The 13,102-nt window shown below is 71.1% G+C and carries 8 protein-coding genes; 3 read left to right on the forward strand and 5 right to left on the reverse strand.

All coding sequences use genetic code 11. The features are described 5' to 3' along the window. Position 1 precedes the first annotated feature (1 nt). On the reverse strand, positions 2–838 hold the full coding sequence (locus tag ACFO60_RS14400; protein ID WP_380840668.1) for a septal ring lytic transglycosylase RlpA family protein: 837 nt from the start codon (positions 836–838) through the stop codon (positions 2–4). Positions 839–1,496: 658 nt separating this feature from the next. On the opposite strand from ACFO60_RS14400, the gene ACFO60_RS14405 reads away from it, so the two are divergent. From ACFO60_RS14405 to ACFO60_RS14415, 3 genes are all read left to right on the forward strand, one after another. After that, on the forward strand, positions 1,497–4,625 hold the full coding sequence (locus tag ACFO60_RS14405; RefSeq protein WP_380840670.1) for an AfsR/SARP family transcriptional regulator: 3,129 nt from the start codon (positions 1,497–1,499) through the stop codon (positions 4,623–4,625). A gap of 89 nt (positions 4,626–4,714) precedes the next feature. Further along, positions 4,715–6,082, forward strand: a complete 1,368-nt coding sequence (locus ACFO60_RS14410) for a hypothetical protein (protein ID WP_380840671.1) — start codon at positions 4,715–4,717, stop codon at positions 6,080–6,082. Between the two features lie 234 nt (positions 6,083–6,316). Continuing rightward, on the forward strand, positions 6,317–7,717 hold the full coding sequence (locus tag ACFO60_RS14415) for a CHAP domain-containing protein (RefSeq protein WP_380840673.1): 1,401 nt from the start codon (positions 6,317–6,319) through the stop codon (positions 7,715–7,717). A 203-nt stretch (positions 7,718–7,920) separates the two neighbouring features. Here ACFO60_RS14415 and ACFO60_RS14420 read toward each other — a convergent pair whose 3' ends face one another. The 4 genes from ACFO60_RS14420 to ACFO60_RS14435 form a co-directional block, all read right to left on the reverse strand. After that, positions 7,921–9,456, reverse strand: a complete 1,536-nt coding sequence (locus ACFO60_RS14420) for an ATP-dependent DNA ligase (RefSeq protein WP_380840674.1) — start codon at positions 9,454–9,456, stop codon at positions 7,921–7,923. A gap of 230 nt (positions 9,457–9,686) precedes the next feature. Continuing rightward, positions 9,687–10,061 (reverse strand): FKBP-type peptidyl-prolyl cis-trans isomerase, encoded by a 375-nt coding sequence (locus ACFO60_RS14425; RefSeq protein ID WP_380840675.1) that lies wholly within the window; start codon positions 10,059–10,061, stop codon positions 9,687–9,689. Between the two features lie 192 nt (positions 10,062–10,253). Beyond that, the gene (locus tag ACFO60_RS14430) at positions 10,254–11,399 is read right to left on the reverse strand and encodes a general stress protein (RefSeq protein WP_380840676.1); all 1,146 of its coding nucleotides are present in this window, start codon (positions 11,397–11,399) and stop codon (positions 10,254–10,256) included. Between the two features lie 138 nt (positions 11,400–11,537). Continuing rightward, the gene (locus ACFO60_RS14435; RefSeq protein WP_380840903.1) at positions 11,538–12,977 is read right to left on the reverse strand and encodes a GuaB1 family IMP dehydrogenase-related protein; all 1,440 of its coding nucleotides are present in this window, start codon (positions 12,975–12,977) and stop codon (positions 11,538–11,540) included. Between the last annotated feature and the right edge of the window lie 125 nt (positions 12,978–13,102).

The following is a 13,102-nucleotide window of genomic DNA, read 5'->3' on the forward strand; positions in this document are numbered from 1 at the left end:
GTCAGCGCGCGAGCACCGCGTACCTCACGCTCATCGCGCCGGTGCCCAGGTTGCCGATGGCGTCGAAGGCGGCACGCGACAGGTCCAGGCAACGGCCACCGATATAAGGCCCGCGATCGTTGATGCGCACCGTCACGGTCTTGCCGGTGCCCGGGTTGGTGACGCGCACTCTGCTGCCCATGGGAAGGGTCTTGTGGGCCGCCGTCATGGCGTTCGGGTTGAACCGCTCGCCGCTGGCCGTCATCTGGCCCTCGTCGTAGTACGAGGCTTCGCACCGGCCCGATGCGATGATCTTGACCTCTCTGCGCTTCTTGGCGGCCTTGCGGGACGCGGCGGCCGCCTTCGGGGCGTCGCCGGCCTTGCTGGCCGCCTTCGCCGTGGCTCCGCCGCCGGCGGGGTGGTCTTCCCCGGCCGCGGCGGCACGCCGTGCGTCGTCCGTGCCCGTGCCGGTGGACGGGGCCGGGGCCGACGGCGATGGAGGTGCGGCCGCGGGAGGCGTGAGGAGGGCCGGTGCCGAGCCGGCCGACGCGGGCCGGCCGAACGGGGTGGCCACCCCGAACGGAGCGGAGGCGGCGATGGTCGTGGAGTCCGCCGCGTTCGCCGGCGGCCCGGCGGTGATCCGCGCGGCCGGGCGCAGGGCGGCGCTCGTGGTCATGGACGTCACGTCGCCGCCGTTCAGGGCGATCCAGGCACTCGTCGAGGCGGCGGTCACGACGACGGTGGCGGCGACCGTGATGGTGACCGCGACGGTCAGCGAGGTCCGGCGCCGTTTCGCACCGCTCCTCGACGGGGGGAGGGTCTTCTCGTACCAGCGGGTGGGGGAGGCGTGCAGGCCCAAGGGGAACCACGGTCCTTGATAGGCGACAGGGCACGGGACGTCCCGCGCGGGGCGGCGCGGGAGGCACGACGGGGGGCCGTGCCGGCGTCCCATCACGCGGCGAGCGGCGAACCGCCCACTACGTAATTCGCAGCACCATATGGGACAAACAGGCAGTAAAGGGAGATAAAGCACAGGTAAAGTGACATAAGTCACTCAAGGAGTGATCGTCCGACGCCGCTCTGTGATCACCGCACGTCCTGGCCGCCCCGGCCTCCGTCGGAGGGTCGTCCGCCAGAGGCTCGCGCGAGGAGCCGCGCGGTGCCGCCGCCCGTGCAGCGGGGACGGTGGGGAAGCCGGGGGAACATCGCGCCACCGGCCCGGCGCCCTGGTCCGCCGAACGGAGCCGGCGGTCCTTCGCGGTCTCCACCTGGAGAAACCTCGCGAGGAGCATGCGCGCGTCGTGGCCGGGCCGCCGACAGAGGCGGTCGAGGACGATCGCCCCGCGCGACTCGGCCCTGTTGTCCGCGAGGAAGGATCATCTACGCTGACACCCACCGCGTGGCAGGTGCCCACATCGAGGATGGAACTCCCGGACCGTGTCGCACCGTTCAGTGGGCAGAGCCGTCCATGGTCGCAGTACTTCCGAGCCGCAGGGGAGCCTTCGCTGGAGGAGTACATGGAATTCCGCCTCCTCGGCCCTGTAGAGGTCTGGAGCGCCGGTCGTCAGGTGCCGCTGGGCGGGGCCAAGCCGCGAACCCTGCTGACCGCGTTGCTTCTCGACCAGGGGCACGTGGTCCGGGCCGAGCGGCTCATCGAAGCGATCTGGAACGAGGAGCCCCCCGACACCGCCCGGGCCGTGTTGCAGACCTACATCGCGTCGTTGCGCAGGTCGTTCGAACGCGCGGGAATGCCGGCGATCATCGTGTCCCATCGCGCGGGCTACCTGGCCGACGTCCCCGCCGAGGCCGTCGACCGGGTCGCGTTCGAGACGCTGGTGGCAGAAGGGCGGCGCGAGGCCTCCGAGGGACGCCACGAAGACGCGAGCAAGCGCCTGCGCGCGGCCCTGGAGCTCTGGCGCGGCCCCGCCCTCGGCGGGATCGGCGACTCCTTCCTGCTCGCCGAGGCCAGGCGCCTGGACGAGCTGAGGCTGACCGTGACCGAGGAGCGCATCTCGGCCGACCTCAAGAGCGGTCTGCACGAGCAGGTCGTCGGAGAGCTGACCGCTCTGGTGACACGTCATCCCACCCACGAACGCCTCCGCTACGACCTCATGGTCGCGCTCAACGGCATCGGACGGCGCGGCGACGCGCTCGCGGTCTACCGGCAGGGTGTGGAGGCTCTCGCGGAGGAACTCGGCATCGATCCGGGTCCGGAGTTACGGCGGTTACACGAGGGCATCCTGCGGGGGGACCCTGGCCTGTCGCCCGAGCAGCGCTCGCGCCCGCCGCGGCGGCCTCAGCCTCCCGCGGCCGATGGCCCGGCAGGGGCGGGTGAGTCCGCGCCCCCGAAGCCCGGCAGGCCCGAATCCAGCAGGCCCGAATCCGGGAAGGCCGACCCCGGATGGGCCGACTCCGGCAAGAGCAGGCCCTACCAGCTGCCCTCCGTCACGCCCGACTTCACCGGCCGGACCGAAGAGATCGCCTTGTTGCGGACGGCCCTGGCCAGGCCGTCCGCCATGCCGGTCTGCGTCATCCTCGGAGCCGGCGGCACGGGCAAGTCGACCCTCGCCCTGCGGGTGGCCCACGAGATAGCCCGCCTCTATCCTGACGGCCAGATCTACGTCGAACTGCGCGGCACGACCGCACTCCCGGCGACCCCCGAGGAGGTTCTGGGCCGTCTCCTGCGCGAGCTGGGCACACCCGCGCCGGATATCCCCGCGACCCTGGAAGAGCGGGTCAACCGCTACCGCAGCCTGCTCGCCGGCCGCCGGATCCTGGTTGTGCTCGACGACGCGGCCACCGAGCGCCAGGTCCGCCCGCTGCTGCCCGGGTCGGCGGGATGCGCCGTGCTGATCACCTCGCGCAGCAAGCTCCCGAGCCTCGCCGGCGCCGTCCCGACGGAGCTCGGCGTGCTGACCGTCGAGGCGGCGCTCGCCCTTCTGTCCCACGTCGCCGGCGGCGATCGGATCACCGCGGAGGCCGACACGGCACGGATGATCGTGCGGCAGTGCGGGTATCTGCCCCTCGCCATCCGGATAGCCGGCGCCCGGCTCGCTTCACGGCGCCAGTGGTCGGTGAAGCTGATGGCCGACCGCCTGGCCGACGAGCGGCGCCGGCTGGACGAACTCGCCGTGGGAGACCAGGAGATCCGCGCCAGCATCGCCCTGAGCTACGAGCTGCTGTCCGACTCTGTCCGCAAGGCGCTGCGGTACCTCGGCATGCTCGGCCTTCCGCACTTCCCCGCCTGGGTGGCGGCGGCCGCCACCGGGTCGAGCCGCGACGAGGCGGAGCGGGAACTGGAGCAGCTGGTGGACGCCTCACTCGTCGAGATCGACGGCGTCGACGCGATCGGCCAGGTGCGCTACCGGCTCCACGATCTCATCCGGCTGTTCGCCCGCGAGCGCGCCGAGAGCGAGGATCCGATGGAAGCGCGGGTGACCGCGGTGACCAGGGTGCTCGGCGGCTGGCTCTGGCTGCTGGAGAAGGTGCGCGCCGTCGAGCCCTCGGGCACGATCGCCGTGAGAGAGTCCTACCGGCTCAGCGTCCCGGTCGACCCGGAGGCCGCGCAGGCCGTCCTCGCGGCTCCTCACACGTGGTTCCGCATCGAGGAGGAGCCGCTCGTCGCCGGCGTCGAACTGGCGGCGGGGATGGACCTCGACGAGGCCGCGGTGGAGCTGGCGTCCGCGCTCTGCCATTCCGCGTTCGCCGTGGAGAACCAGTTCACGTCCTGGAGCCGGACGCATGACGCCGCCCTGGCGGTCGCGCGGCGCAAGGGGAACACGACCGGACAGGCGACGCTGCTCGCCGAGCTGGGCCAGCTGCGGTACGAGCAGGACCGCTACGCCGAGGCCCGCGAGTATTTCAGTCAGGCCCTTCCGATGTTCCGCGCCGCCAAGGACCTGCGGGGAGAGTGCGCCACCCTCACAGGGATGGGCACCGTCTGCCGCGAGCAGGGATACCTGCCGGAGGCGCTGCACTTCCTCGACGGCGCGCAGCGGATGTGGCGTGACCAGGGCGACGACGCCGCTCTCGCCCACGTGCAGCGGCTGTCGGGGTCGGTCCGCCTGGAGCAGGGCGACCTGGACCGCGCATGGACCGACCTCGGGCACGCGCTCGCGCTGTACAGGCGATCGGGGAGCCGCCGCGGCGAGGCGCTGACCATGCGCACCATGGCCATCCATCACATGGCGAGGGGCGACTTCGTCGAGGCGGAGCGGCTGAGCGAGCAGGCGGCGCGGATCTTCGGCGAGATCGGCGACCGGCTGCTCGAGTGTTACGCGCTGCGCACTCGTGCCAAGGCGTGGATCCGGCAGGGCAGGTGCGACGAGGCGCTGCCGTCGCTGGAAGGCGTGCTCGCCGACGTGCGCGCCCTGCGCGACCGGTGGGGCGAGGCGATCACCTTGCGCACCCTGGGAGAGCTGCATCTCGCCGTCGGACGGCTCGAAGAGGCCGAGAGCCGTCTCAAAGAGTCGGTACGGCAGTGGGAGGAGCTGGGTCTTCCCCTGTTTCGCGCGAGGACCCTGCGTGACCTGATGCTGGTGTACGAGGCGCTGGGACACCGCGCGATGGCCGAGACGGTCAGGGCCGAGGCGGTCGAGATCTTCCGCGTGTACGGTACGCGCGAGCACGGGGAGCTCTCTCTGTAGAGGGCGCTACAAGATTCTTACAGCGAGGTTGAAGCGCTCGCTCGCACTCTTTCGGTGTCAGAACGACCTGTCCCGAAATGAGGCATCCGATGAGTGCTCTCCCCTCGCGTCCCACCCGTGGCGCCCTCCGGCTCGCCGGCCTGACCGCCGTGGCGGTGGCCTGCAGCCTGCTGATCACGCCCGCCGCCATGGCGGGTCCCACCCCCGGGCCCAGTGCGATGGCCAGTGACGTCAACGCGGCGCGAGCCCTCGCCCCGTGCGACCCGGACGGCACGAACTCCTCCGATTCCGCTCTCGCGACCCAGCTCAACGGCACGCTCAAGGCCAAGATGCGGGGCTACATGTCGGCGTACCGCGTCTCCTGCGCCCGGATGGTCGTCGAGGCCGTGCGCGCCAGGGGCCTGAACACCAGGGCCGCCGTCATCGCCGTCACCACGACGATCGTCGAGTCGAGCATCGACAACATCGCCGAGGAACTCGACCATGACAGCCTCGGGCTGTTCCAGCAGCGGGCCTCGTGGGGAACGGTGTCCCAGCGGCTGAACCCGACCTGGGCGACCAACGCCTTCCTCAACAAGATGATCTCGAAGTACCCGGACGAGAAGTGGCTGACCGCGCCGATCGGCGAGATCTGCCAGGCCGTGCAGGTGTCGGCGTATCCGGACCGCTACCAGCCGCAGGCCGGCGACGCCAAGATCATCGTCGACGCCATCGTGGCGGCCTCGGCCCCGCCGCCCCCGCCGGACTACGGGGTGCTGGACTTCACGCTGTCCGATGATCTGGCGTCCAGGACGAACACCCGTCCGGTGATCAGGTACGGCAACAGTCCGATGGTGCCGATCGTGGGTGACTGGGACGGTGACGGCACCGAGACCCCGAGTGCCTATGACCCGACGACCGCGACGTTCCATCTGTCCAACAGCCCTTCCAACGGGCAGTCGCAGTACAACATCAAGTACGGCAACCGGTATTCGGTGCCGATCGTTGGTGACTGGGACGGCGACGGCAAGGACAACATCGGGGTGCGGATGGGCTACAGCTTCTATCTGCGTACCACGCCGATCACCAGCGGCACCGAGACCACCACCAGCTTCGGGTTCGGCAACACCTCCTGGGTTCCGGTGGTGGGCGACTGGGACGGTGACGGCATCGACAGCCCCAACGCCTATGACCCGGCGACCGGCATCTTCTACCTGAACAACACCCCTGCCAACGGTCAGGCGCAGTACACCTTCAAGTACGGCAACGACTACAGCGTCCCGCTGGCCGGTGACTGGGACGGCGACGGCAAGGACAACGTCGGGGTGCGGATGGGCTACACCTTCTACCTGCGCACCAGCCCGGTGACCAGCGGCACCGAGACCACCATGAACGTCCCCTACGGCAACACCGCCGACCTGGCCGTCATCGGAGACTGGAACGGCGACGGCAAGGACACCCAGGGCATCGTCCGCTGACCCCCCACCCACCAGCACCGACCCCCCACGCCCCTGCGGCGCCGTGACCCCCCCCACGGCGCCACAGGGGCTTCGCCGTTGACGGGCGGCGTCGCGCAGCACTCCTCGTACCGGCGGGCCGACACCTGTAACCGGCCGCCGGGAGAGCTATAGCGCAGTTACAGGAAGGTTGCAGCGCCCGGCCGGATCCTTGTGGCACGGAGATCGGCAAGGATTCACCGGAAAGGAACTCCCATGAGTGCGACCACCCCCCGCGTCAGGGCCGCAAAGACCCGCTCGCTCTTCTTCCGCCGCCTCGGTGGCGGGCTCGCCACGACCGCCCTCCTCGGAGCAGGAGTGATCGCGACCACGGCCACCCCGGCCGCCGCGGTGTCCCGCAGCTCCATCGTTTCCGTCGCGCAGGGCCAGCTCGGCAACTCGTCGCGCAACCACGAACAGCCGATGGGGAGCGGTTGCAACTACTACACGGGATACTTCCGCTCCTGGAAGCCCTCCTCCGGGTGCCCGTCCACCGACGGGGTCCAGTGGCGCGACAGCGACTGGTGCGCCGACTTCTCCAAGTACGTGTGGAAGAACGCCGGCGTGAAGAACGCCAACATCGCCGAGGGCGACGGCGGTGTGCTGACAGGGTGGGCGGCCTCGTTCAGGAACTACGGGACGAAGTACGGAACGTGGCACACCAGATCGAGCGGCTACACACCGCAGCCCGGTGACGCCGTCGTCTTCGACTGGGACGGAGACGGCGAGATCGACCACGTCGGAATCGTGAAGTCGGCGACCTCGGGCACCGTCTACACCATCGAGGGCAACAGCGGCGACCGCATCAAGGAGAACAGCTACTCGCGGAGCAACGGCGACATCGTCGGGTACTCCGCTCCGCTCGGCATCGACGACACCCCCGACCCCGACCCCGAACCCATCGACTACGGGGTGCTGGACTTCACGCTGTCCGATGATCTGGCGTCCAGGACGAACACCCGTCCGGTGATCAGGTACGGCAACAGTCCGATGGTGCCGATCGTGGGTGACTGGGACGGTGACGGCACCGAGACCCCGAGTGCCTATGACCCGACGACCGCGACGTTCCATCTGTCCAACAGCCCTTCCAACGGGCAGTCGCAGTACAACATCAAGTACGGCAACCGGTATTCGGTGCCGATCGTTGGTGACTGGGACGGCGACGGCAAGGACAACATCGGGGTGCGGATGGGCTACAGCTTCTATCTGCGTACCACGCCGATCACCAGCGGCACCGAGACCACCACCAGCTTCGGGTTCGGCAACACCTCCTGGGTTCCGGTGGTGGGCGACTGGGACGGTGACGGCATCGACAGCCCCAACGCCTATGACCCGGCGACCGGCATCTTCTACCTGAACAACACCCCTGCCAACGGTCAGGCGCAGTACACCTTCAAGTACGGCAACGACTACAGCGTCCCGCTGGCCGGTGACTGGGACGGCGACGGCAAGGACAACGTCGGGGTGCGGATGGGCTACACCTTCTACCTGCGCACCAGCCCGGTGACCAGCGGCACCGAGACCACCATGAACGTCCCCTACGGCAACACCGCCGACCTGGCCGTCATCGGAGACTGGAACGGCGACGGCAAGGACACCCAGGGCATCGTCCGCTGACCCCCCACCCACCAGCACCGACCCCCCACGCCCCTGTGGCGCCGTGACCCCCCACGGCGCCACAGGGGCTTCGCCGTCTCCGGAGAGGGATGAGCCGAGGCGGCCGCCACCGGGCCGTCGATGCCGGCGGCGTCCGCGCGGGCGGCGGACGGAGGAGGGGGGAGGGGGAGGATGCGGGAAGGGGAGGCGTCCGGGGAGATCGGTCAGAAGAGAAGTTCCCGGACGGAGTCGACGGTGTCGGCCTCCTCGGCCCGCTTGTCGGGGCGATAGCGCAGCACCCGGGCGAACCGCAGCGCCATGCCGCCCGGGTATCGCGGGGACCGCTGGACCCCGTCGAAGGCGACCTCGACCACCATCTCGGGCCGCACCTTGACCACCAGCTCGTCGCTCGGGCCCTCGGCCAGGGCCAGGAAGCGCTCGGTCTGCCAGGCCAGCAGTTCGTCGGTCAGGCCCTTGAAGGTCTTGCCCAGCATGACGAAGTCGCCCGAGCCGGGGTCCCTGGCGCCGAGGTGCAGGTTGGAGAGCTTGCCCTGGCGCCGCCCGTGCCCCCATTCGACGGCGAGCACGACCAGGTCGAGGGTGTGGCGGGGCTTGACCTTCACCCAGCCCGCCCCGCGCCGCCCGGCCGCGTACGGCGTGCTGGGAGACTTGGCGACGACACCCTCATGCCCCCGCCGGACGACCTCCATGAAGAACGCGATGCCCTCTTCGGGGTCGGCGGTGACCAGGCGCGGGGTGATCAGCTCGGCCGGAACCGACCTCGCGAGCGCCTCGTGCCGCTCGCTGTCGGGCAGGTCCAGCAGGTCCACGCCGCCCACGCGGAGCGTGTCGAAGAAGAACACGCTCAGCGGCGTGGTCTCGCGCAGGCGGGCCGTGTCGATCCTGCTGGAGACCCGGGACGCGGTCACCTGGAACGGCTCGGGCCGCCCGTCGGGACGCAGGGCGATCACCTCGCCGTCCAGCACGATGTCGTCGACGGGCAGCGCGAGCACGGCCTCCACCAGCTCGGGGACCTGGGCGGAGATCTCGTCGAGCGTTCGGGTGAACACCCTGACGTCCGAGCCGGAACGGTGCGCCTGCACCCGGATGCCGTCGAGTTTCCATTCGAGGGCGGCCAGGCCGCCGAGCTTCTCGAGGGCGGCGGGCACGTTGGGCGCGCTCTGCGCGAGCATCGGGGACACCGGACGGCCGACCTCCAGGTGGAAGGCGCGCAATGCCTCGACGCCGCCGGTGAGCGCGGCGGCCCCCACGGCCGGCAGCCACCCCCGGAGCGTGAGGGCGCGCCGCACCTCGGCCGCGGGCGTGCCCGACGCCTTGGCGACGGCCTCGACCATGACTCCGTTCAAGGCGCCCTGCCGCAGCTCGCCGCCCAGCAGGCGCAGCAGGAAGGACTGCTCCTGACGGGTCACCGAGCGGAACAGCTCGCCGACCAGTCGCTTGCGTGCCGCCTGCGAGCCCGGCCCGGTCTGGGCCTTGATCCGGCTGAGCAGGCCGTCGATCTCGCTCAGGCTGGCGCTGGCGATCTGGCGGGGTTCGGGCAGGTCCTGCAGGGTGCGCCAGCCCACGCCGATCTGCCGTTGGGGCAGCTCACCGGACAGGTACGCGATGGCGATCTCGGCCTCCGCCGGCTGCACCCTGCTCAGCAGTTCGGCGAGATGTCCGATCTTGGCGAGGCGGGCCGAGTCCGCCGCAACGGCAGCCGAGGTGCGCGCGAGGTCGATGAGCAACACATGTCTCATCGTGCCAGTTGACGACGGGCCCCGCTGCCCCAGGCGGCGGCCGTCCGCCGTCATGGGCGAACTGAGCGCCTCAACGCCGATGCCGGCGGAGGCCGCCCGGCCTCATCACCAGCTACCGGAGCCGCTGAGGGCGTCCGGAGGGCCCGCGGGGGCCCGCGGGGTGCCCGGCATGATGCTCGCGGCCCACGCTCGTCGTGGCGCCGCCCGCCCATGCCGGGCCTCGCGTCCGGTCAGCTGACGCCGAGCAGGTCGACGACGAAGATCAGTGTCTCGCCCGGCTTGATGGCGTTGCCCGCGCCGCGGTTGCCGTAGCCCAGGTGCGGCGGGACGACCAGCTTGCGGCGGCCGCCGACGCGCATGCCGGCCACACCCTGGTCCCATCCGGCGATGACGTGGCCGGCGCCGAGCGGGAACTTGAAGGAGTCGCCGCGGTTCCACGACGCGTCGAACTCCTCGCCGGTGGAGAACGCGACGCCGACATAGTGCACGGTCACCGTGTGCCCCGGCTTGGCCTCCTCACCGTCGCCCACGGTGATGTCTACGATCTCGAGATCCGCCGGCGCGTCGCCCTCCGGAAAGTCGATCTCGGGCTTCTCGAGTGCCACGTGTTCTCCTCGCTTAGGTTGCGCCCCGCCTGTCCGCACGGGCGCCTGGACCGATCGCCGGCCGCCGTCCGGCCGACCGCACGACTCTACGGGGTTCCAGGAGCCGGCGAACGGCGAGGGCGCATCCCTTGGCGCTTCCCGTACGCGAACCCGCCGCGCCCTGTCACCCGGCCGGGGAAGGCGACCCGGCGTTCACGAGTCCTTGGCCGTCCTCACGGCGGCGGGCTGGGCGGACATGGCGCGCTCGGCGGTCTCGGCACGCTCGGGCTCGGGCTCGGATTCGGCGGGCTCGGTCACGGAGGATTCGCTCCCAGGAGCCGCCGCGGTGCCCACGGGGCCGGAAGCGGGCCTGGGAGCGACGGGTGCGGGCTCGGGGGTGAGAGGAGCGGGCTCGGAGTCCGCGGCGGGCTTCAGCGGCACGGAGGACAGCGGGATGGCGATGGTGGCCTCCTCCATCGCCTCCGCGCGGCTGGTGGCCGGCCGCACGATGGCCGACTCCCTGGTTCCCGTCCGGGTGGGATCCGCGCGCGTCACGTCGGCCGAGGACGGGTCCGCCTGGCCGGGGTCGGCGTGGGCGGGGTCGGGAAGGCCGTCGGCGTGCTCGGCGTCGAGCTGGGGAACGGGTTCGGGGCGCGGAGCCGAGGGCCCGGTGGGCCCGGCGCCCTGAACGGGCGGCGCCTCCGCGCCGGCGGGAACGTCCGCGCCCGGGGCCGAGGGGATGCCGGAGGCCGGCGGGAACGGCTCCGGAAGCGGCGTGACCGAGGTCGCCTCGGGATCGGTCGTGCCGGGGCGAGGCGTGTCGTAGGCGGGAAGGGGACCGCTGGACGGCGGGCGCGCGACCACGACGGTGTCCGCCGGCTTGGTCCCGCCCTCGAGCACGGCCATGGCCTCCTCCAGCGCGGCGGCGGGCACGAGGACGTCGTACCGGCCGGCCACGATGGCGCTGCGCGAGGTGAAGTCGCGGGTGCCGCCCTTGAACGCGTGGCTCGCGAACCCGAACGCGGCGCCCATCACGCCGCCCCACAAGATCGCCCACACCACCAGGGCGAAGAACGAGCCGGTCGTCGTCGTGAACAGTCCGAGGAACAGGCCCACGACCAGACCGAACACCGCGCCGCTCATGGCGCCCGAGAGGGCGGCGCGAGGGTTGGTCAGCCGGCCGGTGACCAGCTCTTCCAGGCGCAGGTCGTTGCCGACGATGGCCACGTTGTGAACGGGATATCCCGAATCGGAAAGGGTGTCGACGGCGCGTTGCGCCGCGGGATAGTTGTCGTAGCTGACCAGGAGCCGCCGGTCGACGGCGGACGGCGCGGGCAGCTCAGGTGACGAACCGATCATGAGATCTCGCCTCTGCGCTAGGGGGTACCTGCCGCTCCGGACTACCCGGCGAAAAGGACTTATCACTCTCGGCGTCACCTCCAGTCCCCGTGGCCGGGGACGGGAGGCCGCTCGACGGGACGGCACGGGTGGGGGACGTCACCAGCTCTGGTGGAGGGGCTTGCCTTCGGAGTAGCCGGAGGAGCTCTGGACGCCGACGACGGCCCGCTCGTGGAACTCCTCCAGGGTCGTGGCGCCGGCGTAGGTGAGGGAGGAGCGCAGGCCGGCGACGATGGCGTCGATCTGGTCCTCGACGCTCGGCCTGACCGGGTCGAGGTACATGCGGGAGGTGGAGATGCCCTCCTCGAACACGGCCTTGCGGGCGCGGTCGAAGGGGGTGTCGTCGGCGGTGCGCAGCCGTACGGCGCGAGCGGACGCCATGCCGAAGTTCTCCTTGTACCGGCGTCCGTCGGCATCGGTGCGCGCGTCGCCCGGCGACTCGTACGTGCCCGCGAACCACGAGCCGATCATGACGTTGGACGCGCCCGCCGCGAGGGCGAGGGCCACGTCGCGCGGGTGGCGCACGCCGCCGTCGGCCCACACGTGCCTGCCCAGCGCGCGGGCCTCGGCCGCGCACTCGACGACGGCGGAGAACTGCGGCCGGCCGACGCCGGTCATCATCCTCGTCGTGCACATGGCGCCCGGCCCGACGCCCACCTTGACGATGTCGGCGCCCGCCCGCACCAGGTCGCGCACGCCCGCCGCGGTGACGACGTTGCCGGCGGCCAGTGGGACCGGAGGGTCCAGAGCGCGCACGGTCGCCAGCGCGGAGAGCATCTTCTCCTGGTGGCCGTGCGCGGTGTCGACGACGAGGCAGTCGACGCCCGCGTCCAGCAGTTCCTTCGCCTTGGCCGCGACGTCGCCGTTGATGCCGACGGCGGCCGCGATGCGCAGGCGTCCCCCGGAGTCGACCGCGGGCTCGTAGAGCGTGGCGCGCAGCGCGCCGGTGCGGGTGAGGACGCCGGCCAGCCGGCCCTCGGCGTCCACGACGGGGGCCAGGCGGTGGCGCCCGTTGTGCAGCAGTTCGAAGGCGGCCCGCGGATCGGTGCCGGCCGGGATGGTGAGCGGCGAGCCGGACATCACCTGGGAGAGCTGGGTGAACATGTCGACGCCATGGCAGTCGGCCTCGGTGACGACGCCGATCGGCCGGTTGTCCCAGTCGACGACGATGACCGCGCCGTGCGCCCGTTTGGGCAGCAGGTTGAGCGCCTCGCCGACGGTCTCGTGCGGGGTGAGGGTGATGGGGGTGTCGTGGACCAGGTCGCGCTTCTTGACCCAGTCGATCACGTCGGCGACGACGTCGATGGGGATGTCCTGCGGGATGACGGTGATGCCGCCCCGCCGGGCGATGGTCTCGGCCATGCGCCGGCCGGCCACCGCTGTCATGTTCGCCACCACGATGGGGATCGTGGTGCCGGTGCCGTCGCGGGTCGAAAGATCCACGGCGAGCCGGGAGCCGACGGCCGAGCGTGACGGGACCATGAAGACGTCGCTGTAGGTCAGGTCGTAGATCGGCGCCTGATCGTTGAGGAATCGCACGTTGGTCCAGCCTATGCGATTCATGGTAAACAATGGGACTTCCCAGGTCAGTCGGGTGCTAGGTGCGACATGATCTGATCGGGCACCTCCGCCGATTCCACTGTGCGCGATGATCGAGACGGTCG

The sequence above is a fragment of the Sphaerisporangium dianthi genome (genome assembly GCF_042654065.1).
In the GTDB taxonomy this organism is placed as follows: domain Bacteria; phylum Actinomycetota; class Actinomycetes; order Streptosporangiales; family Streptosporangiaceae; genus Sphaerisporangium; species Sphaerisporangium dianthi.